Genomic DNA, 19,168 nt, shown 5'->3' with positions numbered 1-19,168 from the left:
GGGCTCGCACCTGGCCCGGATGGAACTGCGCGTCGCACTTGAGGTCTGGCTGGAGCGGATCCCGGAGTTCAGCCTCCAGGACCCGTCCACGGTGGTCTGGGGCGGGCGCCTGGTCCGCGGGCCGCTGTGCCTTCCGCTCCGGATCAGCTGACGCAGGGCGGACCGCAGTACGTTGAAGGGCCCTGGGGACCCGGCTCGCGCCGGGTCCCCAGGGCCCTTTCCACTGCACCGGTGGACCGGCCACGGTCCGCCTTCCTGGCCGAAGCCGCCCCTCGGGGCGAACGCCGAACCCCGGCCGGCTCAGCCCGCGCGCTGCGCGGTGAGCGGCCGGGGTTCGGCTGCAGCCGGCCCTACGCCGTGGGCGTGCTCCAGGCGCGCACCTGCTCGACGACGGCGGTGACGTGCTCGATGGGCGTGGTCTTGACGATGCCGTGTCCCAGATTGAACACGAACGGCCCCCCGCTCAGGCCGCGCAGGATGCGCTCCGTCTCGGTGTGGAGCGCGGGACCGCCGGCGATCAGCAGCTGGGGGTCGAGGTTGCCCTGCACGCAACGGCCCAGCCCGCGCTGGAGGTTGCGCGCGGCCCAGTCGAGGGGAACCGTGGAGTCCAGGCCGATGCAGTCCGCACCGGTCGCCTCGGCGAAGCCATTGTAGGAGAGCCCGGCGCCCCGGGGGAACGCGATGACGGGAACGTCCGGGTACTGCGCCTTCAGCGCGCTGATGATGGCGGCGATCGGCTTGACGCACCAGCGGTCGAAGAGGACGTCCGGAAGCACCCCGGCCCAGCTGTCGAACAACTGGACCGCTTCGGCGCCCGCCTCGATCTGACGGCCGAGGAACTGGATGATGGCGGTCGTCAGCAGGTCCATCAGGGGCTGGAACCCGTCGGGGTCGCTCAGCGCCCACTGCTTGACGACGGAGTGCTCCGAGGCGGCGCCGCCGCGGCCTTCGACCATGTAGGTGGCGATGGTCCACGGTGCGCCGGCATAACCGATCAGGGCCGTCTCGGCGGGCAGGGCGCGCGTCAGCTGACTGACCGTCTCGTAGATCGGGGCCAGTTCCTCGTGGAGGCGGGAGATGCTCAGGAATTCGGCGATGTCCGCCGTCGAGCGCACGGGCGGCGTCAACACCGGCCCCTCGCCGACCCGGTAGTCCAGGGTCTGGCCCAGTGCGGCGGCGACCTGCGGAAGGTCCGCGAACACGATGGCGGCGTCGAGCGGGAAGCGGCGCAGCGGCTGCAGGGTGACCTCGACGGCGTGCTCGGGCGTGGTGCAGAGCCCCACCATGCCCCCGGCCGCCTCGCGGACCTTGTGGTACTCAGGCAGGTACCGTCCGGCCTGCCGCATCAGCCAGACCGGCGGCCGCTCGGTCCGCTCTCCCGCGAGTGCGCGCAGGAGCAGCTTCTTGGGCTGGACATTGCCGGACCCCGGCTTCGGACCGACTGCTTCCCGGATGCCGACGTCCACGCTGTTCCATCCTGTTGAATCGCCCCGGTATCGACGGGACTCAAATAGAGAGCTCGGAACCCTCGGAAGGGGGCGGTTGGCAGCGTAGCAGAGCCCGGTCGGCCGTCCCGGCAGGCGTTTGACGGTCAGTCAAGGGGCCGGTCGAGATCCCGGACGGGCCGTGCCCCGGGATGGAAGTCCCAGTTACCCCGCAGTGGCGGATCGTAGGCGGAGCGCCATTTACGCCTCCGTCGGGCGCACGCGAACATGAGCGCCGTCGAGACGGCGATCGGGAGGATGACCGGATGAGCCTGGCGGGACGCGCGGAGGCGCCGATCGGGCGGACGGACCGTTTCTTCATCGGCGGGCAGTGGGTGGCGCCGTCGTCCAGCGCCATGATCGACGTGATCGACTCCGGGACCGAGGAGGTCTACTTCAGGGTCGCGCAGGCGCAGGCCCCCGACATTGCCCTTGCCGGAAACTTCATCCGTGCAGGTCACGCTGCATGTCGGTACTCGTGGAGGATGCCGCCGAGGCGATCGTGTCGGCGTACGTCGAGGCGGGTTAACGTGTTGGGATCGTCGATCGGCGGGGGCAATGGGTGCAGTGGCCTGGCGTTCGCGATGCCCTGGTGTGGTCGGTGTCCGTTGTAGAACTGCTCGAACTCGCGCAAGGTGTGGAGGAGGTGCCGCTGGTTCCAGATCAACGTCCGGTCCAGGAGCTCGCGGCGACAGGTCTGTATCCACCTTTCCATGATCGAGTTCATCCTTGGCATCTGGATGCCGCTGAGCACGACGTCGATCCCCGCGTCCTTGAGGACGGCATCGAACAGTTCGGGGAACTTCCCGTCCCGGTCCCGGATCATGAACCGTGCCCGGCAGCCGAGGTCTTCGAGGTCCATGACGAGGTTCTTCGCCGCTTGGGCTACCCAGGAGGCGATCGGATGCGTCGTGGCGCCCAGGACGCGGATCCGGCGACTGCCGTGTTCGATCACCACGAGCACGTATATCCGTACCCCCGACAGGGTGACTGTTTCCATGAAGTCGCAGGCCAGAAGCGCCTCAGCCTGGGAACGCAGAAAACTGGCCCAGGTACTGGAGTTCCGCTCGGGCGCAGGATCGATGCCGGCCTCCTTCAGGATTTCCCAGACGGTGGACGCGCCCACCCTCACCCCCAGCACGAGCAACTCGCCGTGCAGGCCCCTGTACCCCCAGCTCGGGTTCTCCTTCGCCAGGCGCAGTACCAGGATGCCGGATCGAGCGCACGGTACGCGGTCTTCCCGGGCGTTTGGGCCGGCAAGAGACGGCATGGCGGCGTGCGACGAGGTCGCGGTGCCAACGCAGCACCGTGTCGGGGCGTACGAGCAGCCGTAATCTTCGCAGGACGTGCGGTGGCAACCGGTGCAACAGCGCAGCCAGGAACGCCCGATCGCTCGGCGTGAACCGGATCTTGTCCTTGCCAAGTTGGCGTTCCAGCACGGTGATCTGGTGGCGCAGGGCGAGGATCTCCGCGTCCTTGTCCCGATTGGCCATCGGCAGCAGGCGCAGCATCGCGAACGCGTTCGCCACACCCAGGTAAGCCAGTCGCAGCAGCACGATCGATCATCATGACGCGCTGACGGCAACTGCGCGAGAGCGCGAGCTCGAGCGACCGCGGCCAGATTTCGGGAAACCCGAAGAACCGCCCCCACCAGGGCGGATGAGGTTTCCGGCAAGGGCAGGGTCCTCGAAGTACGCTGCGGAGAGCCCCATCGCCGTCAGTACGTCGGGCAAGTTGAGCCCCGCGGCGAACACCTGGACGGCCACCTCGCCAGCACGCGGTGGCTCCGACTCGACGGCGGCCATCTCGAAGTCCAGTTCGCCGGGGCGCCGTTGGCGCAGTTCCACGTGCGTGGCCCGGCGGCTGTCGGCGTCCGTCGAATACAGGCGTTCCATGGATCCCTCCTGGGAAACGGCGTCACACGGCGGTGCGGAAGAAGTCGACGAGCATGCGGTTGACCTCCTCGGGGCGCTCAAGGAACCCGAAATGCTCGCATTGTTCAATCAGTTCGAAGCGACAGCCCGGGATGGCATTGGCCACCGCACGCCCCATGGCGGGCGGCATGACGATGTCGTGGGCGAACGCGAGGACGAGCGACGGACACCTGATGTCGCGCAGTCCCGGCAGCCGGTCGCCGGTGACGGTGGCCTCGTACTGGGCCGCGAGCCCCTCTCCCCGCTGCGGGAAGAGGGACAGGGTCGTCAGCCAGTCCTCGGCGAACTTGTCGTCGGCCAGGGTCTCGGGAGCGAACAACTGGCTGATCGTGGCCACCGACGAGAACCCTACGGGCACCGCGTCGCCGGCCCGCATGGCATCCGCGCAGCCCCGTGCCAGCGCGTCACGGAAGACGTCCGACCGCCCCCGAGTCGCCAAGAGCGCGAGCCCGCCGACCAGCCCGGGATGCTCTCTGGCCAGCTCCTGGGCGATCATCGCGCCGATCGAGACTCCCGCCACCAGGCAGGGCGCGATGTCCAGCCAACGGATCAGCTCCGCCGTGTCAGTGACGAAGTCGTCGAGCGCGTAGGGGCCGGGCGGAGCGTCCGAGGGGGCGCTCCCGCGGAGGTCGAAGGTGATGACCTGGAATCCGGCCCGTACGAGATCTGGAACTTGATGCCGGTCCCAGACGGCCGCCGGTGAAGCGGCCGGACCGATCAGGAGCAGCGGGTCGCCCTCACCCTGAACGCGGTAGGAGACTCGGACTCCGTTGACTGTGGCCGTAGGCACGACTCAGCCGGCCTCCGTCACAATGGCCGACGCGGCGGCCGTGGCCGATTCCGCCGGCCCACCGAAGAACTTCTCCTGAATCGTGCGCAGGGTCTGGAAGTCCTCGGTCTTGAGCTGTCGCCGGTCGATGACCTGTCCGCTGGCCCTTTCGATGACGACGACGAACTCGATCAGCGAGAGGGAGTTGACCAGTCGGGTGTCGAACAGGTCAAGGTCGGGGTCGATGTCCTCGAAGTCCGGGTTCTGCTCGTAGATCCACGTCAACACCTCGGGTGGCAGCGCAGACATGCTTGTTCTCCTTCATCTGGACGGGGTGACGGCCCCTGGGCGATCTACTGGGACGTCGGGGCTCAGTGGCCGGCCTCTGCGTGGTCACTGGAGGGCGCGGCAGCCGGACGCGCTCGTTTGACCCCGAGGGCCGGGTGCGTAACCAAGTACAGGCCCGAGGCATCGTCGTAGAGATCGCTGGGCTCGATGCGAAGCGCACTGAGATTGGCGGTCTGACCCTCCGGGGCGTTCTCGTCGGCACGCTGCCGCGCCTGGTCCGCCTCCTCGATCAGCTCCGGCATGGCGCTCGTGCCCCGCGAGTCGGCCGCGTCCCTGAGGTCGCTGAGCCCCGCGGATATCTCGGCGAAGGCCCCGTTCGGGCGGTCGTACCGCTCCTTCTCCCTGACCAGCCGCTGGGCCAGCCAGAAGTAGCTTTCGGTGCCCTTGTACTGCTCGTAGACGCCGGACACCAACACGATGAGGCGGGCGTAGGCGTTGCGGAACAGGGACTCGTAGAACCCTTGTGCCTCACGCTCGTTGATCTGCCCGCTGTCCGCGCCGATCACGGACGCGGCCGCGAGCACCGCGCTATACATCGCCAGATGCACTCCGGTGGACAGCAGCGGGTCGAGGAAACAGGCGGCGTCCCCGACCAGGAAATAGCCGGGGCCACAGAAACTGTCGGCGACGTACGAGTAGTCTTGCTCGACCCGCGTGGGCCCGGTGAATTCGGCGCCCGCCAATTGGCCGCGTACCGTATCGGATTCCTGAACCAGCGTCAGCAGCATCTCGTCGTCTGATGTGAATTCCTTGCGCCGCTCAATGAAGCGCGTCTTGTGCGTCACGAACCCGATGCTGAATTTTCCGTCCCGCAGTGGAATGACCCAGAACCAACCATCGGGCGTGGATACGACGTTGAGGCCACCCGAGGGCGTGCCTTCCGACAGCTCGCCACCGTCCCAGTAGCCCCAGATCGCAACGTTGCGGAAGATCTCGTGGGCCCGGCGATTCCGGAAGTGCTGCGCGGCGAGCACTCCCGAGCGGCCGGAGGCGTCGACAAGAAAGTCGAACTCGGCCACCCGCTGAGCGTTGCCGTGCTTCGTGTCCACCCACTCCGCGGCGACCGGACGGTCTCCGTCGAAGACCACCTTCTTGACGTGGGCGCCCTCGACGACCTCGACCCCCTGCTCCTGTGCGTGCCGCAGCAGGATCTCGTCGAACTCGGCGCGCTCCACCTGCCAGCCGCGCACGTCCGGGCCGAAGAGCTCCGCCCAGTCGATGGTCCAGTCCTCGGCGCCCCACCTCAGCAGAGCACCTCGACGACTGGTGAATCCGGCGGCGTCCACCTTCTCCAGGACGCCGGCGATATCCATCATGACCCTGCATGACGAGGTGAGCGATTCACCGACGTGGTATCTGGGAAATGTCTCCCGCTCCAGCAAAGTGACGTCGATACCGGCGCGGGCCAGCAGCATCGCCGTCAGCGAACCTCCCGGCCCACCGCCTATCACCAGAACATTTGACATCTATGATCCCCTCGCTTCGCACGGCTGTCGGGAAGGGCCCCAACGACACATAACCATGCGGTGGTTAAGGGATGGCCTCATCACCTCTAAAGGGGCCCTTAACCTCAATTCCAATGAACTGACCTCGATTCGTCAGCGCGGTTCGGTCGCTGATCGGTTCGGCGGTTCGGCGGTTCGCCAGGGAAGTGCTGCAGCCGGTGCGGCCCGCCATGCCCCAGCGCCTCGGCCAGCGACCAGCAGTTGCGCCGCTCCAGCTCCATCAGCATCGCCTTCACCGCCTCCCGCGCCAGCAGCCGCGAGTCGGCCGCGGGAAGCAGTCCGCGACCTGCGCCATCACCCCCCCCGAGCGCCGCCGTCCACTCCCGTTGGGCTATCGCGGCCTCCGCGGCCAGCACATCTTGCGTGTCTTCACAAACGACCACGATCGCGGTGGCCGTCCCCACGCCTGCGCCACTCCTGACCTGCACAGACAGGTCAACGATCAAGACTTACAGCGCGCGATCATCGAGGACGCGTAGCGCCAGGGGTGGCCGTCGTCCACCGGCTTAGCAGAGGTAGACAGAGTTCAAGGGTCCCCCGCGAGTCGCCGGGGTGCCGGATAGACTGACCCGAACTCGACAACTTTGATTCCGACAACCCACTTGCCTAGTGAATCGGTGATTTCACGCCGGCAGGCGACGTGCGGGTGTTCGCCAAGTTCGACGACTCCTCCGGGCAGCAGCCACCGGTTGTCCTTGCGGTAGGTGGGGTGAACGAGCAGGACGCGGCCGACCTCGTCGGTGATGATCGCGGCGGCGCCGACCCACACCGCGTGCCGGGAGGCGGCGTGCTGCCCGGCGCGATCGAGGTATTCCTCTTCTCGAACACTGGCCTCCTGCGGTTCGTCGTACTGCGAGGTGCCCTTCGGTGGTTGTGCCGGCTGGTCCTGCGTAATGGCCGAGGTCATCGTTTGCCCTACGACGGTCGCTGTGGCGGAGTCGTGAGATCTAACGACCCGGCTGCGATATCGAACACACGTCATTCGGTCGTGCCAGGCCGCCCCCCATCTCCTGGGCGAGGGAGCCTTGCGGGCGCAGATCCCTGGTCTGGCTTGGAGCGGCTTGCTCCGGGCCGGGAATGGCTGAAACGCCGACACCGCGAGCAACAAGCAGTAGAACGGTTCACGTCGACCGATTCGGATCAGCTGCCGGTCGAGGGTGGCCGACAACATCAGCGATATGACAGCGACCGATCTGCTCGGTTGAATCGGCTCGGCCGGTGAAGTGGCGTTCCCAGACTCTTGCCGAAACCGACGTAGCGTCCCGCAGAGCCCGCTCCAGGGGGGGCGGGCATATACTCCTTGCCGAGGCCGGCCGAGGCGACGGCAACCGACAACGTACGGTGCTCGTGTGGGCTGATCTCCTTGCAGCAGATGGGATGCGCAAGGACGTCCCGCGCGACGTATCCGTCCCCGGATGCCGTTGCCTCACGGGTGAGTCGGTGCGACGCATCGGCTCGGCGGCTATGCGGAGAGAGGTCGAGCACAGTCAGTCCGACGCGGGTGCGGAAGACGGCAAGCTCGGGATCCGTGTCGAGGGCCAGATAGTGCCTCACCGTGTTCTCGACAGAGCCGAGGGGGTCCTCGCCGGCCGTGGTGAGGCAGAGCGCGGTGAGGCACCCAGCGACCGCGTGCTCCCAGTCCTCCTCCAGGGTGCTCTTGTTCAGGAACTCCAATGCCTCGCCGGGCCGCCCGCCGAGGCAGCGGACGAGCACTCCCACTTGACGCCCGTCGAAGAGGCGCTGGCCTACGCCGCAGTGCTGCTCGCTGTGGGCCCGTGCGCGGTCCCACTGTCCGGCTGTGACGAGGGCGCGGGTTCCGTCGCCGAGGAGGACGGTCCACAGCCACTGGCACACCTGCTGATGGTCGGCCGCCGACCGCGTGAGGTGCTGGAAGGACATGGTGCGGCCGTCGATGTCCGCTTCCGTCTTCGATCTCCCCGATCGGTTCAAGGAGTCGAGCAGGTGGTACGCGCCGTCGCCGTCGCCGTCGCGGATGCACAGACGGGCCAGGTTGACCAGGGGCTCCAGGGCGTACCGGGCCTCCTGCGCGCTCAGGGGCTGAGCGCGCAGGAAGACCTCGGTGTGACGCCAGCACAGAGCACGCGCCAGGTCTGGCATGCCGCAGTCACTCGCGATCAGCGCCGCCTTGTTCAGCGCGACGGTTGCGGAGGTCACCTTGCCGTCGTGCTCGGCGGAGCGGGCCAGGTCCGTGATCTCTCGGACCCGATCCGCGAGGGGTGGGCAGGCCGGACGCGGGCGGGCTACGAGTGGGAACCGCCGTGCTATCTGGCTGACGTCCATGTCACTGCCATTGGATGACGATGCGGTTCAGCGCGTTGTCGAAGGCGAAGCGGCCGGGCTTCGGTTCGAGCGCCGCCGCGTCGAGCGGCTGGAGCTCGAACTTGACCTCGCGGCTGCGGAAGTCCCGGTTCCAGGTGCGGATCTGGTCCGCGACGTCTCCGGCCAGGGCCTCGGCGTCATGGCCGTGGCCGATGACGCCGAACTCGTACAGTGTGGCGCCGTCGGGGGCCTTCTTCGCGTACGGGCGCCGGGTGAGGTAGGTGAGCGTGCCGCCCTCGAAGACCGCGGTCGATGACGGGTAGGGCGCGGTGACCAGGCCCTTCTCGATGGCCTCGGCCCTGGCGGGCATCCGGCTCAGGCCGTTCGGCATGGCGCAGGTGAGCCACAGCTCCAGGTATTCCGCCGACTCCGGGCCCCTGAAGGTGACGTCCGTCCACACCTCGGTGCGCGGCTGGCGGAAGATGTCGCTCAGGGCGTCCGCGTCGACCTTCTGGTCTCCGTTGGTGACGAGGGTGACGGTGTTGTCCGGGTCCAGGGGAACGAAGACGCGCGGGTCGTCGGCGATGCCCCGGCGAAGCGGCATGAACGTGTTCATCTGGCTGCCGACGCTGCGCCAGGCTCCGTCCTGGTTCTCGAAGGCGATCGAGCGGGAGACGCTGCCGCGCAGGCGCAGCGGGGTGAGGAGCCGTCCGCCGGGGGCGAGCTGGTCGAGCCAGGCGTGCGGCACGCCGTGGGCGCCGACGGTGGCTTCGATGCGGTCATACGGCGTGTTGGGGGCGTGGCCCACGGCTCCGTCTCCGAGGATCACTTCCACGTTGTGGATGTTGGCGGCGGCCAGTCCGCCGCGCGCTCCGTCCACGATGTCCTCGTCCACATCGATCGTGGTGACGTGCCCCGTCTCGCCGACGAGGTAGCCGAGGAGGCCGGCGTTGAAGCCGGTGCCGGCCCCCAGCTCCAGGATCTTTTAGCCGGGCTGGACGTCGAGCTGTTCCAGCATCATGCCGACGATGTCGGGCTGGGAGGCGCAGCTGATGGAAGCGCCGCTCTCGTCGAACTTGGTGTCCACGGGGGGCGTTGCCGTACGCCTTCTCCAGTGGGGCGTTCGGAACGAAGAGGTGGCGGGGCACGGTCCGCATGGCCTCCTCCACGCGGGGCGTGCGCACGCATCCCTGCTCGACCAGATGGTCGATCAACTGGGAGCGCAGGCGGTCGGCGGAAAGGGCTTCGACGGTGTCACTGTTCACCCCGTTGACCGTAGTGCTCGGCGCCCCCTCAGCTCGGGTGGACGCGGCGTTGTCGCTCGTTCCCATGACTACCTCTCTCGCGAGTGTTGACAAGGCGTGCTGGTCCTCCGCGGGGAGGCCCAGACGATTCCAGTGGAAGATGCCGTGGTGGGCGATCTCGCAGCCCTCGTTCCAGGCGGCCCTGGCGATTGAGGTCTGCGAGCTGCTGGCCGAACCACTCGAACGTGGCTATCCACTCGGCCAGCGGCGCGAGTCGGCCCTCGGTGACGCTGCGGCTGGTGGTGCTGACGTCGACCGTCATCAACCGGTGAACAGCGGCCCTGTGCCGCTGCGGACTGGGGATCTCGTCGCCGGGTGTGCCGCTCGAAAAGTCATCGCTGCACGTCATGCCGTGTATCTGTACTCGTTGATGAGGCCGCCGAGGATCCGGATGCGCTCGACTCTGTGGGTGTGGAGGTCATCCGCCGCGGCGGATTGTTTGTGAGCGTTGGGTGGTAGCTGGTTGCGGGCCTGGTGGGGTCGGTGTTCGTTGTAGTGCCGTTCGTAGGCCGCGAAGACGTGGCGGGCGTGGGCCTCGTTCATGATGAGGACGTGGTCGAGGGCTTCGCGTCGGATGCTGCCGATGATGCGTTCGCAGTGCGCGTTCATGCGGGGAGCCTGTGGCGCACTTTTGAGGATCTCCATCTCCTCGGCCTGGAAGACGGCGTCGAAGGCCTCGCCGTACTTGCCATCGCGGTCGCGCAGCAAGAAGCGCAGGGATTCGATGCGTATTGCCAGGTCGGCGGTGAGATTCCGCGCTTGCTGCACCGCCCAGTCGTGTGTCGGGTGGGCGGTGACCCCGGTGATGTGCAGTCGCCGGGTGCCGTGCTCGAGGAACACCAGCGCGTACAACCGTCTGCCAGGGCGGTGTCGATGTGGAAGAAGTCTGCCGCGATGATGCCCTCGGCTTGCGCGGTCAGGAACTAGCGCCAGGTGGGGCCTGAGCGACGTGGCGCGGGGTCGATGCCGGCCGAGCGGAGGATCTCCCACACCGTCGAGGCGGCGATTTGGTGTCCGAGTCGGGTCAACTCCCCTTGGATCCGTCGGTGTCCCCACCGCGGATTCTCCCGGGCCAGCCGCATAACGAGCGTCCTGATCGCTACCGGGGTGGGTGGTCGTCCCGTGCGTCGGCGCGCGGTGTAGTCCCACTTCGCGGCGATGAACCTGCGGTGCCAGGCAAGCAAGGTGCCGGGGGTGACAGGGAAGATCTCGCGCCAGTGGCGCCGGGGTATCAGCCCGGACAGCGCTGCGAACCAGAACCGGTCGGTGGGCTCATAGCGGACCGGTCCGGCTAACTGGCGGCGCAGGACCGCGTTCTCGTGCCGCAGCACCAGCAGTTCCGCGTCCTTCGCCGTCCCGCGACGCAGGAGCACCGATGGAACAGTCAGCAGCTTCCGGGTCACCTTGTACAGCAAGGACACGATCACGGAGGACATGATCCCAGCGGACTGACCGCGTCCCGTTCACCCTGCGGCGATGATTTTTCGAGCGGCACACGATCCCCGCTCGCGCAGGCAGCCTGATTACCATTCGCGTGAGATTACCCGCCCCTGGTCCTCACCCGTGTGGACCTCCCGCATACGAGCTTCGATCACCTGGCTCATCATGCCTCGCATTTCGGTAGCCTCGGCCTGAGACCACATTAGATCTCGCAAGAGTGCCGGGCTGGCCTGAGAGTTTGAGAGCACGCTCTCCCGGATCAGATCACGATAGTCACGCATTGCAGCCATGACTTGGCCGTTCGCCGACGTGCGATATCTGCCCGTTCCATCGTGACGGTCATACTTCGACTGCGGGATGAACCACTCGTCACGCATCACATCGTCGATGGCCCGCGACGCTCTGATCCTCGCACTATCCTCGGCAGCATCGAACCGTTCAAGGTTAACAGGGGCACCGTTCCACATCTCCTGAACCGTTCGGTCCAGCACCTCTTGCCATTCACGGAGTGCCGTACGGATTTCAGCGAGGCGCCCGATTTGCTCCTGTTTTGCGACTTCCCCTCGGGCCGCATGCGCTTCCTCGCGAGCCGCTTGAGTCTCCTCACGAGCGGCTTCGACCTGCATCTCCGCCAGCCTACGGTCCTCCGCTCTTTGGAACTCAGCCTCCCAGCGAGCCTGTTTGGCCGCTTCACGCTGCTGATGCAGAGGACCCCAATAGGCGGCTACCGCAGTGACGACCGAGCCCCCGAGCGCACCCATCAGTCCATAGAGAGCATCTGACATGTGTCCAACCCTGTCTCATGCCAACCGTCCAGCGCGACTCCGTCAGGGGAGCTTCAGCACCAGTCGCGGATCGAAAACAGGCTCTTAGCTTGGCGTTTAACGTGGGCGGGCTTGGTGTTCCTTGAGTGACTCGGCGCGTTTGACGGTCTTGCCGACGTCGTGGTGCCTGGCCCGGTGTTTGTTCTTCGAGCTGGCGGGGCGTCCCGGCCCTGGCCGGGACGGTTTCGGTGCGGCCGCCGGACGGGCAGTGGTCGCGCGGACGTTGCGAAACCCCCGCCGCACCCGGGCGGGGGTGAGGCGGCGGGGCTCGGCCGGTCGTTCCCAGGGGCGGCGTAGGTCCTCGGCGAGGGGTCGGGCCAGGCGGAGCTGGGTGTGGGCGGCGATGATGAGCCAGGTCCACAGGTCGGCGGTGTCCGCGTGACGGACCTTCGGGGCGGTCCAGCCGAGAGTCTGTTTCATGAGCCGGAAGGTGTGCTCAAGATCGAATCTGCGGAGGAACGACTGCCACCAGCGGTCCACGTCCGCCGGTGTGGCGGCGGTGGCCGAGCACCACAGCCAGACCGGCTTCGGGTCGCGGTCGCCCGGCAGGCGCTCGACCTGGAGGCGGATCAACGTGCCGTGCAGGATGGGCAGTTCCTCTTCCGCGTGGTCCAGCCAGGGGCCGCGGTGGGTGAGCCGGGGGTGCATCCGGTCCCAGGCTCTGGCTTCGGCCTTGCCGTAGCGGGTGGTGTCCGTGCTGGTGGTGACCTCGGGTTCGTGCCAGCTGTCGGGCTTGGCGAAGGTCAGGACGCCGCCGTGCCGACGCGGCCGTCCGCCCTTCGGCCCGCAGCGGGCGGGGCCGGGGTCGCGGAGCATGACGCGGTCTGAGCCCAGGCGTCCGACCAGGACGACGGGCAGGTCCGCCAGGGCGTGGGAGAGGTAGGCGACGTCGTAGCCGGAGTCCATGACGATCCAGATCTCCGGATCACCGGCCTGCCACTGCTGGGCCTGGATCAACTGCTAGACGGCGTTTCGTAGTTGGGCAGCGGTGACGGCGGTCGCGTCGTCCGCCGGCCCGAGGCGCACGGCGTCCAGCAATGCGACCCAGGAGGTCCGGCCGGTCTCCAGGGCGGCGACGAAGGAGTACGGCCAGCCCGGCACGAACTGATCCGTCTTGCGGTCTCCGCGCCCGTAGACGTGGCAGAACAGCCGGTCGTCGCTGGTCGGGGCGTCCGGGCGGAGCCAGTGGCTGACATCCACCGCCAGCACGATGCGCCCGTCGGCCGCCCTCGGCAGCGGCAGGCCAGCCAGCGCGCGGCGCAACCGCGTCGGCTCCAGCCAGCCCCGGTCCAACGCGGCATACAGGGCCCCGTGCCCCCGCCGGTGCTCGACCGCCAGGCAGAGCTCGACCAGGGTCTTCACCGGCCCGTCCGCGCACAACACCGCGTCGGTGAGCTCGAAGAGCGCATCGGCACGGCGGTACAGGCAGTCGTAGAAGTCGACCCGAAAGCGGGACAACACCCTCAATGCCTCGTCTGCGGGCGCGTCGACGGGGAAACTCATGGGCAGCGGCCGTTCTTTCGTGCTTCGTTACTCGACATCTCGAAGCGTGAAGAACGGCCGCGTCACGTGCCGCCGGTTCCCGGGGATCTCAGCAGGTCGAGTGACCTGCGACGTTAAACGCCAAGCTTAGAGGACGTTCGTGTCATCTATGTGGCGGTTTGCGGTAGTTGGCGCTTGCCGGGAATCGGCGCGTACAGGGAGAACGATCGGTATGTCTCTTCGGTCGAGGCACACCTGGCCTTGCTCTTTACCCCGTTTTCTACCGATAGCTCCTGTCCGGTTCGAATACGCGCCTGAAGTTAGCTTTTGCCTCGCCTGATCGAGCGATATGTCCGACCAAGAGCCCCGTGCGTGAGTATCCCCATGACCCCCTCGCAGCAGCGCCAGCCGTACCCGAGCGACCTGTCCGATGCCCGCTGGGCGCTGATGGAGCCGACCTTGACGGCCTGGCGGACCGAGCGGCAGAAGACCTCGCTCAACCTCGGCGGCAAGGTCACTGACCTGCGCGAAGTGATGGACGCGATCCTCTTCCTCAACCGGACCGGCATCCCCTGGCGCTACCTTCCGCACGACTTCCCGCCACACACCACCGTGTTCAGCTACTTCAGCGACTGGACCGCCGACGGCACCATCGAGAAACTCGGCGTCCACCTGCACCGGATGGTCCGTGAGCAGGAAGGACGCACCGCCGAGCCCACCGCCTGCGTCATCGACGCCCAAAGCGTCAAGACCGCCCCCAGCGTCCGCACCGACACCCAGGGAACCGATGCCGGCAAGAAGATCGTGGGCCGCAAACGCAGCATCGTCGTCGACACCCTCGGCCTATTACTCCTGGTCATGGTGACCGCCGCCAGCATCTCCGACAATGAGGCCGGCAAACAGCTCCTCACCCAGATCGCCGCCGACCACCCCACGATCACCAAGGCTTGGGTTGACACCGGCTACAAGGCCCAGGCCATCGAACACGGCGCCACTCTCGGCATCGACGTCGACGTCGTCCCGAGGAACACCCAGGTCAAGGGGTTCTCGGTGGTCCCGAGGCGGTGGGTCGTGGAACGGAGTTTCGGTTGGATCATGATGCACCGCCGACTCGCCCGCGACTACGAGGCCAAACCCGCCCACTCGGAGAGCATGATCCGACTCGCGATGATCTCGAACCTCGCGAAACGAGCAACCGGCGAAACACCCACAACTTGGCATAACCCATGAACTATCCCTCAATCAATCGGGACGTCCTCTCAGAAAGAGATCCGTTGTCGGGCTTGGCAGTTGGGCCGCATGGTGGCACAGTCTTGCGGGTGTCAGATGGTCTTGTGCCTGATGACCTGTGGGAGCGCCTGGCCCCGTTGCTCCTTAGCCAGATGATCAAGCTGACATGCTGGCCTGGAAGGAACCCTGACTGCTTCGCCTGCGCCCACTCAGAGGAATCATGCGCCACACCAACAGAGCAACCACCCTCATAACCGTCTGCTGTCTTGGTCTTCTCACCGCCTGTACCGATGGCGAGGACCAAGGTAGGCCCGAGCCGCCTCCGCGCACGGCGCTCAGGTTGAGACAGAGCGCCGAGACCGTCGGCGTCGGCGGGAGAGGGGCCATGCGGATCACCCCCGACACCGTGGTCTACGTCCACAAGGCCGGCACAGGCACCCCGGAGCACGATCTCTACGCCGTCGTCACCTTCAGCGCCGAGAACCGGTCCAATACCCCAGTGACGGCAACAACCAGAAAAGGAGGCTTCCACTGGAAGGCTCCCAACGGGCACACCGTCAAGGCGGGGAACAGCAAGGGTGCGGCAAGGATTGCTCCCGTCGGCTTCCATGACGGCGGACCTACCGTCCAGCCCCACACCTTCCGCAAAAACGCCATCGCCTTCGACATAACCAACTCCGAGAAGGGCGGCACCCTCATTTACGTCGACGGCAACGGTGACGCCTTCCGCTGGAAGATCCCTACCGCCAGTTCAGGAGACGCCGTCCCAGCGTTGAAGTCCGCACTGACGTAAGGCGGGGCCCCGCACTCCCGATTGGCCGGCCTCCCGCGTCCAACGGAGAGGGACTCGGACGGCACATCACTGGTCGAACGTCTCCGGCGGTTGCCGTGCCCGGCCCGCGCGCTCCCGCGGGCCCACCGGCCGCCGCCCCGCTGTTACGGGTTCGGGCTCGGGGCATCAGCGTCGTGGACGACGGCGCCGTTCTGCGCGATGGTCATCTCGTGCAGTCCGGCCTCCATCCATGGCTCGAACAGTGGGTCATAGGGTCGCCCCGGCCGCGCCTCGCCCCGGGGCTTTGGCAAGCGTGAGAGTCAGGGAGCGGGCGACGAGGGCCCGCGGATGACGATCGGCGCCTCGGCCTTCTCCCGGGCGCGTGCCGAAGCGGCCTCGACCTCCTCACGGGTGACTTCCTTGTAGAACCGTTCCCCGTGCGCGTCGGTGATGTCGATGACGACCTTGGTCCACTCCTCGGCAGGCTCCTCCGGCACGTGCCCCAGGTGGTACTCGGCGTCCTTGAGGAGGGCCTCCGTGAGTCGTACGCCGGTCAGCCGCTCGGTCAGGGCGAGCACCGCTGCCTTGGTGTTGCTGCTCGGGCCGGTGCTGTCCTCGTCCTCGGTCAGGTCGAAACCGATCTCACGCATCACGGGGACCAGGTCGTCGGGGGTGCTGCCATGCCTGGCGGTGGGCCCTTCGAAGGTGGTCCGAAGCTCCCCGGCCTCGTACCAGTGGAACAGGTCGATGGGTGCGCCCCCGTTGGTGGAATGCGTCACGGCCCGCCCGCCCGCCGACAGGACCTCCAGGAAGCGCGACCGCATCCCCACGCCGCCGTCGAACTGCAGGACAAGAGTCCAGTCGCCGTCCGTACCCGGCACCGTGAAAGCGCCCGCGATGAAGGAGTCGTCCCAGTAGTCCGTCGCACCACGCTGGTGCAGATGCTGCTCGATCAGCGTGTCCACCCCCGTACACGTGCCCTGCGGCTCCGCCCCCATCGCACGCAGTACGTCGCCGGGGACGACGCCGCGTACCAGGGTCAGGCCGTATCCGCCCTCTATCGCGTTGCGGAACAGCGGGGAGGAGCGTATCCAGGCGTAATCATGTGCGGTCACCAAAGTCATGCACCACAGTCTGCCCGCCACCACTGACATAGCCCCGACCCCGCACCGCTCCGCCTCCTGCTCACCCGCTGGTATCGCGGCCGGCGCGGCACTCGGGGCACTGGTCCTCCCGCTCGCCGTCGTGCGAGGCGCCTTCCTCGCCGGCGGACTGCTGATGGTGGGGCCTGCGCAGTACTACTTGGCGGTCGGCTGCTTCTGGGAGCCCGCTTCAACGCTCTCGCGGCCAGTTCTCGGTTGACGACCTGCCTTGACGAGACCGACCTTACGTCCCTTAGCCAGTCACGCTCGTCTGACCTGGGCAGACAGACGCGAGATCTAGACGAGTCATTCCGAATGCTGACGGGGTGTCCGGAACCGCAGACAGGGCGTTCAAGATCGTTCTGTGACGAATGAGCTGGACGCCCTGCTGGACGCCCTGCTGACCGCACTGTACGTGAAGATCGACGACGAGATCGGAGGTATCCGATGGCTGGGCCGTCCGCCCCGGCTGACCAACTCCGAGTTGGTCTGCCTCGCCGTCGCGCAGGCGCTGCTGGGGTACACGTCCGAGTCGCGCTGGCTGCGGTTCGTGTACTCCCGCCTGGGGACGATGTTCCCGTACGTACCGGCCCACGGCCCGCTTCCGCGGCCGGGAGGCAAGCCTGGCCTGGTGGCGCTCGTGCCACAACGGGCCGACCTCGGCGACGAGTTCAGCGATCACACTGGCCGTCAGGCCGGTGATCCGCCGGTTGCTGATGATCACTGCACGAGTCACATTCCCCACCACACGACCATGATCAACGATCACAACCTCGACGTCTCACCGCCAACCATGCACGAGCTCGTTAGGTCATTGAACGAGCCCCCCTTGACGGAGAACTCGGTACACTTGAATACGCGAGCTCACCAGTACAGAGGCCGTAGTCGCGCGTCAACGGCAGCGAACGCGCACTTACCCCTCTGCTTCCACCCTGCCACCCAACATGCGATACCGCAGGCACTGGGGATCGATCGCAAACTCTCTCGCCAAGGCCGGACCGAACACCCGTCACGCCCAGCTGAAGCCATTCCTTACGGAGTATGCCGACCAGTTCGTCAGCACCATCGACCGCAACATCACGAGCGTTTGAGGTCCTCATCGACCACCGCGGACAAGAAAATGTTGATCACTGACATATGCTCCGCGTGCCGCATGCACAGCACACCGAGGGAGTCTTCATGGTGATTCCGGGAGAGCCGGTCCGGAGACCAGATGCGGTGACTGGGGAGGCGAGGAGTCGGGAGGGGACGCCGTATCCAGCGAACGTGAGCGGTGCGCCTGACAAAGGGACTGGGCTGTGGCGCATGCTGGCGTGGCTGGGGGTTGTGGTCGTCGTCCTGGCAGTGCTGGCCGGAGGGATCGTTTGGCTGTTCAAGGATGAACTGTTCCACCCGTTCGGCGACGTCCGGGCATGCGAGGGAAGCGGCGTGCAGTTGCCAGAGGTGATCCGCGCCGGGGGTGCATCGATACCCGCCGGTGCTTCCGACGTCCACTACTTCACCCGGAACGGCAGCGCTGAGGTCACCTTCGTGAGCAACCAGATACCGGACTACCTTCACCGTGCGGGCCTCCTCCCGGAAGGCGAGCCCCTGTTCGATGAGAAGTACGGCGCCAAAGGGGTCGCCGACGATGAGATCGATCTTCCGGATGGTTTGTGCGGCTCTTCCCTGCGGGGTCCCGTCTGGATCTACGAATCCACCAGCGCCACCGGGTCCACCGTCAGCGTCATGGTCGAGCGCTCTCCTACGGTCAACGACTACTTCCGAGTCCCCGCCCGCGCCGTGGTCACCTACAACCTCCCCTAACATGCACGGTGGAAAGTTGCCGGTCTACTGCCAGTCCCTCCGGTCGACCAGCACGAGTAGAGAAGCCCACTGGGCTGACTGATTCAAGTGCCGTGGGCTTCTGTCGTCGCACATCCCATCATTCCCGCGTTGCGCTGGATGGAAGGCCATGGTGGGCCGTTGGCGTCCTCGGACCAGTCACTTCGGCGCCGCGTCCTAGCAACTCTCCGTAGTCTTCATCACGTTGAAGATCACCGGGAATTTGGTGATCTGCTGGTTCGGGCCCGGCTGGGAGTTGCAGATCTTCCACGCAGCCGGGTCGTCCACTGGACGGCCTTGTCCGCTCGCGTCCTTGAATGTCATGTCGAGTTCGGAGCTCATTTGCTCGTACGCGCGCCCGGCGTTGCCGCCGATGACGTCGGGCACGGTGGCGGCGACAGGCGCACGGTCTGCCGGACGACGCATCTCGGCAGGCCCCGAGCTTGGCGGGGTGTTCGCCGAGACATCAGGCACGGACGACGCGCCGCAGGCGGCAACTGAGGCCAGGAGTGTGGCGGCGAGGGCGGGTCTCAGAAGCTTGGTGACGGTCATATTTCCCCCGAGCGTGATGGCAGTGTGCAACAGTATTTACGGTGAGACAAAAGAAAGCATCGCTTTCTAGATCAACTCTGAGTTGGCGGCCGTGGAGGATCTTCGTCCAGGAGGCCAAGGAACAGGGCCGGCTCGGCGAGGTCTCCGCGATCGAGGCTAGTCTCCTCGCCGCTGAGCAGAAACCCCTCTCTGACAGCCTCGGCTGAGGCACCCGTTTTATCGGGTTAGCCTGGATGGGCGAGACAGGAGTACACCCCGGCATGGCTAGCACCACCCCC

Annotated in this window: 17 protein-coding genes and 4 pseudogenes; 5 read left to right on the top strand and 16 right to left on the bottom strand. The window is 66.7% G+C overall.

Translation table 11 applies throughout. The features are described 5' to 3' along the window. Positions 1–350: 350 nt before the first annotated feature. Together hemE and ABZS71_RS34140 are read right to left on the bottom strand one after the other, a co-directional pair. A complete protein-coding gene (hemE, locus tag ABZS71_RS34145) occupies positions 351–1,466 on the bottom strand; it encodes a uroporphyrinogen decarboxylase (protein ID WP_356216371.1) in 1,116 nt (371 codons plus the stop codon). A 475-nt stretch (positions 1,467–1,941) separates the two neighbouring features. Further along, positions 1,942–2,941: pseudogene (locus ABZS71_RS34140) on the bottom strand (integrase core domain-containing protein). On the opposite strand from ABZS71_RS34140, the gene ABZS71_RS34135 reads away from it, so the two are divergent. Next, complete coding sequence (locus ABZS71_RS34135; RefSeq protein WP_356216380.1) at positions 2,846–3,055, top strand: hypothetical protein; 210 nt, start codon at positions 2,846–2,848, stop codon at positions 3,053–3,055. The pseudogene ABZS71_RS34140 and the gene ABZS71_RS34135 overlap by 96 nt on opposite strands. On the opposite strand, the gene ABZS71_RS34130 is transcribed toward ABZS71_RS34135, so the two are convergent. The 12 genes and pseudogenes from ABZS71_RS34130 to ABZS71_RS34075 form a co-directional block, all read right to left on the bottom strand. Next, positions 3,050–3,379 (bottom strand): hypothetical protein, encoded by a 330-nt coding sequence (locus ABZS71_RS34130; RefSeq protein WP_356216368.1) that lies wholly within the window; start codon positions 3,377–3,379, stop codon positions 3,050–3,052. The two genes, ABZS71_RS34135 and ABZS71_RS34130, sit on opposite strands and share 6 nt — an antisense overlap. A gap of 22 nt (positions 3,380–3,401) precedes the next feature. Then, positions 3,402–4,208 carry an alpha/beta hydrolase gene (locus ABZS71_RS34125; protein WP_356216364.1) on the bottom strand — a complete coding sequence of 269 codons (807 nt, stop codon included), beginning with the start codon at positions 4,206–4,208 and terminating at the stop codon, positions 3,402–3,404. 3 nt (positions 4,209–4,211) lie between these two features. After that, a complete protein-coding gene (locus tag ABZS71_RS34120) occupies positions 4,212–4,496 on the bottom strand; it encodes an acyl carrier protein (RefSeq protein WP_356216361.1) in 285 nt (94 codons plus the stop codon). Positions 4,497–4,558: 62 nt separating this feature from the next. Further along, the gene (locus tag ABZS71_RS34115; protein WP_356216358.1) at positions 4,559–6,001 is read right to left on the bottom strand and encodes an NAD(P)/FAD-dependent oxidoreductase; all 1,443 of its coding nucleotides are present in this window, start codon (positions 5,999–6,001) and stop codon (positions 4,559–4,561) included. Positions 6,002–6,105: 104 nt separating this feature from the next. After that, positions 6,106–6,444, bottom strand: coding sequence for a hypothetical protein (locus ABZS71_RS34110; protein ID WP_356216356.1), 339 nt, complete (start codon positions 6,442–6,444; stop codon positions 6,106–6,108). 122 nt (positions 6,445–6,566) lie between these two features. Next, positions 6,567–6,947, bottom strand: a complete 381-nt coding sequence (locus ABZS71_RS34105; protein ID WP_356216353.1) for an NUDIX hydrolase — start codon at positions 6,945–6,947, stop codon at positions 6,567–6,569. Between the two features lie 263 nt (positions 6,948–7,210). Beyond that, entirely contained in the window at positions 7,211–8,215 is a 1,005-nt protein-coding gene (locus ABZS71_RS34100) for a hypothetical protein (RefSeq protein WP_356216350.1), read from the bottom strand. A gap of 127 nt (positions 8,216–8,342) precedes the next feature. Then, the gene (gene fxlM / locus ABZS71_RS34095; protein WP_356216377.1) at positions 8,343–9,293 is read right to left on the bottom strand and encodes a methyltransferase, FxLD system; all 951 of its coding nucleotides are present in this window, start codon (positions 9,291–9,293) and stop codon (positions 8,343–8,345) included. A 172-nt stretch (positions 9,294–9,465) separates the two neighbouring features. Further along, positions 9,466–9,651: pseudogene (locus ABZS71_RS34090) on the bottom strand (hypothetical protein); the annotation flags it as partial. 318 nt (positions 9,652–9,969) lie between these two features. Beyond that, positions 9,970–11,051, bottom strand: a pseudogene (locus tag ABZS71_RS34085) (integrase core domain-containing protein). Between the two features lie 96 nt (positions 11,052–11,147). After that, positions 11,148–11,849: a hypothetical protein gene (locus tag ABZS71_RS34080; RefSeq protein WP_356216347.1), complete on the bottom strand. Its 702-nt coding sequence runs from the start codon at positions 11,847–11,849 to the stop codon at positions 11,148–11,150. A 96-nt stretch (positions 11,850–11,945) separates the two neighbouring features. Beyond that, positions 11,946–13,391 (bottom strand): annotated as a pseudogene (locus ABZS71_RS34075) (NF041680 family putative transposase). Between the two features lie 363 nt (positions 13,392–13,754). Here ABZS71_RS34075 and ABZS71_RS34070 point away from each other — a divergent pair. After that, on the top strand, positions 13,755–14,600 hold the full coding sequence (locus ABZS71_RS34070) for an IS5 family transposase (protein ID WP_356216374.1): 846 nt from the start codon (positions 13,755–13,757) through the stop codon (positions 14,598–14,600). A gap of 220 nt (positions 14,601–14,820) precedes the next feature. Beyond that, positions 14,821–15,393 carry a hypothetical protein gene (locus ABZS71_RS34065; protein ID WP_356216345.1) on the top strand — a complete coding sequence of 191 codons (573 nt, stop codon included), beginning with the start codon at positions 14,821–14,823 and terminating at the stop codon, positions 15,391–15,393. Positions 15,394–15,692: 299 nt separating this feature from the next. Here the strand turns inward: ABZS71_RS34065 and ABZS71_RS34060 are convergent, their stop codons facing one another. Further along, positions 15,693–16,496 carry a DUF6461 domain-containing protein gene (locus tag ABZS71_RS34060; protein WP_356216342.1) on the bottom strand — a complete coding sequence of 268 codons (804 nt, stop codon included), beginning with the start codon at positions 16,494–16,496 and terminating at the stop codon, positions 15,693–15,695. Here ABZS71_RS34060 and ABZS71_RS34055 point away from each other — a divergent pair. Continuing rightward, the gene (locus ABZS71_RS34055) at positions 16,495–16,734 is read left to right on the top strand and encodes a hypothetical protein (protein WP_356216339.1); all 240 of its coding nucleotides are present in this window, start codon (positions 16,495–16,497) and stop codon (positions 16,732–16,734) included. The genes ABZS71_RS34060 and ABZS71_RS34055 overlap by 2 nt on opposite strands. Positions 16,735–17,819: 1,085 nt before the next feature. Continuing rightward, positions 17,820–18,320, top strand: coding sequence for a hypothetical protein (locus tag ABZS71_RS34050; RefSeq protein ID WP_356216336.1), 501 nt, complete (start codon positions 17,820–17,822; stop codon positions 18,318–18,320). Positions 18,321–18,515: 195 nt separating this feature from the next. On the opposite strand, the gene ABZS71_RS34045 is transcribed toward ABZS71_RS34050, so the two are convergent. Next, positions 18,516–18,890 carry a hypothetical protein gene (locus ABZS71_RS34045; RefSeq protein WP_356216333.1) on the bottom strand — a complete coding sequence of 125 codons (375 nt, stop codon included), beginning with the start codon at positions 18,888–18,890 and terminating at the stop codon, positions 18,516–18,518. Positions 18,891–19,168 lie beyond the last annotated feature (278 nt).

The organism is Streptomyces sp. NPDC005393 (genome assembly GCF_040606675.1).
Classification (GTDB): domain Bacteria; phylum Actinomycetota; class Actinomycetes; order Streptomycetales; family Streptomycetaceae; genus Streptomyces.
Note: the sequence above shows the minus strand (reverse complement) of the source record. Positions and strands in the feature narration are given on the sequence as shown.

What these genes read in the sequence shown, in the direction of transcription:
- ABZS71_RS34070 (WP_356216374.1), top strand. Translation starts at nt 13,755, where the DNA reads ATGACCCCCTCGCAGCAGCGCCAGCCGTACCCGAGCGACCTGTCCGAT.
- ABZS71_RS34050 (WP_356216336.1), top strand. Translation starts at nt 17,820, where the DNA reads ATGCTGGCGTGGCTGGGGGTTGTGGTCGTCGTCCTGGCAGTGCTGGCC.
- ABZS71_RS34115 (WP_356216358.1), bottom strand. Translation starts at nt 6,001, where the DNA reads ATGTCAAATGTTCTGGTGATAGGCGGTGGGCCGGGAGGTTCGCTGACG.
- ABZS71_RS34065 (WP_356216345.1), top strand. Translation starts at nt 14,821, where the DNA reads ATGCGCCACACCAACAGAGCAACCACCCTCATAACCGTCTGCTGTCTT.
- ABZS71_RS34120 (WP_356216361.1), bottom strand. Translation starts at nt 4,496, where the DNA reads ATGTCTGCGCTGCCACCCGAGGTGTTGACGTGGATCTACGAGCAGAAC.
- ABZS71_RS34130 (WP_356216368.1), bottom strand. Translation starts at nt 3,379, where the DNA reads ATGGAACGCCTGTATTCGACGGACGCCGACAGCCGCCGGGCCACGCAC.
- ABZS71_RS34045 (WP_356216333.1), bottom strand. Translation starts at nt 18,890, where the DNA reads ATGACCGTCACCAAGCTTCTGAGACCCGCCCTCGCCGCCACACTCCTG.
- ABZS71_RS34060 (WP_356216342.1), bottom strand. Translation starts at nt 16,496, where the DNA reads ATGACTTTGGTGACCGCACATGATTACGCCTGGATACGCTCCTCCCCG.
- ABZS71_RS34055 (WP_356216339.1), top strand. Translation starts at nt 16,495, where the DNA reads ATGCACCACAGTCTGCCCGCCACCACTGACATAGCCCCGACCCCGCAC.
- ABZS71_RS34105 (WP_356216353.1), bottom strand. Translation starts at nt 6,947, where the DNA reads ATGACCTCGGCCATTACGCAGGACCAGCCGGCACAACCACCGAAGGGC.
- ABZS71_RS34080 (WP_356216347.1), bottom strand. Translation starts at nt 11,849, where the DNA reads ATGTCAGATGCTCTCTATGGACTGATGGGTGCGCTCGGGGGCTCGGTC.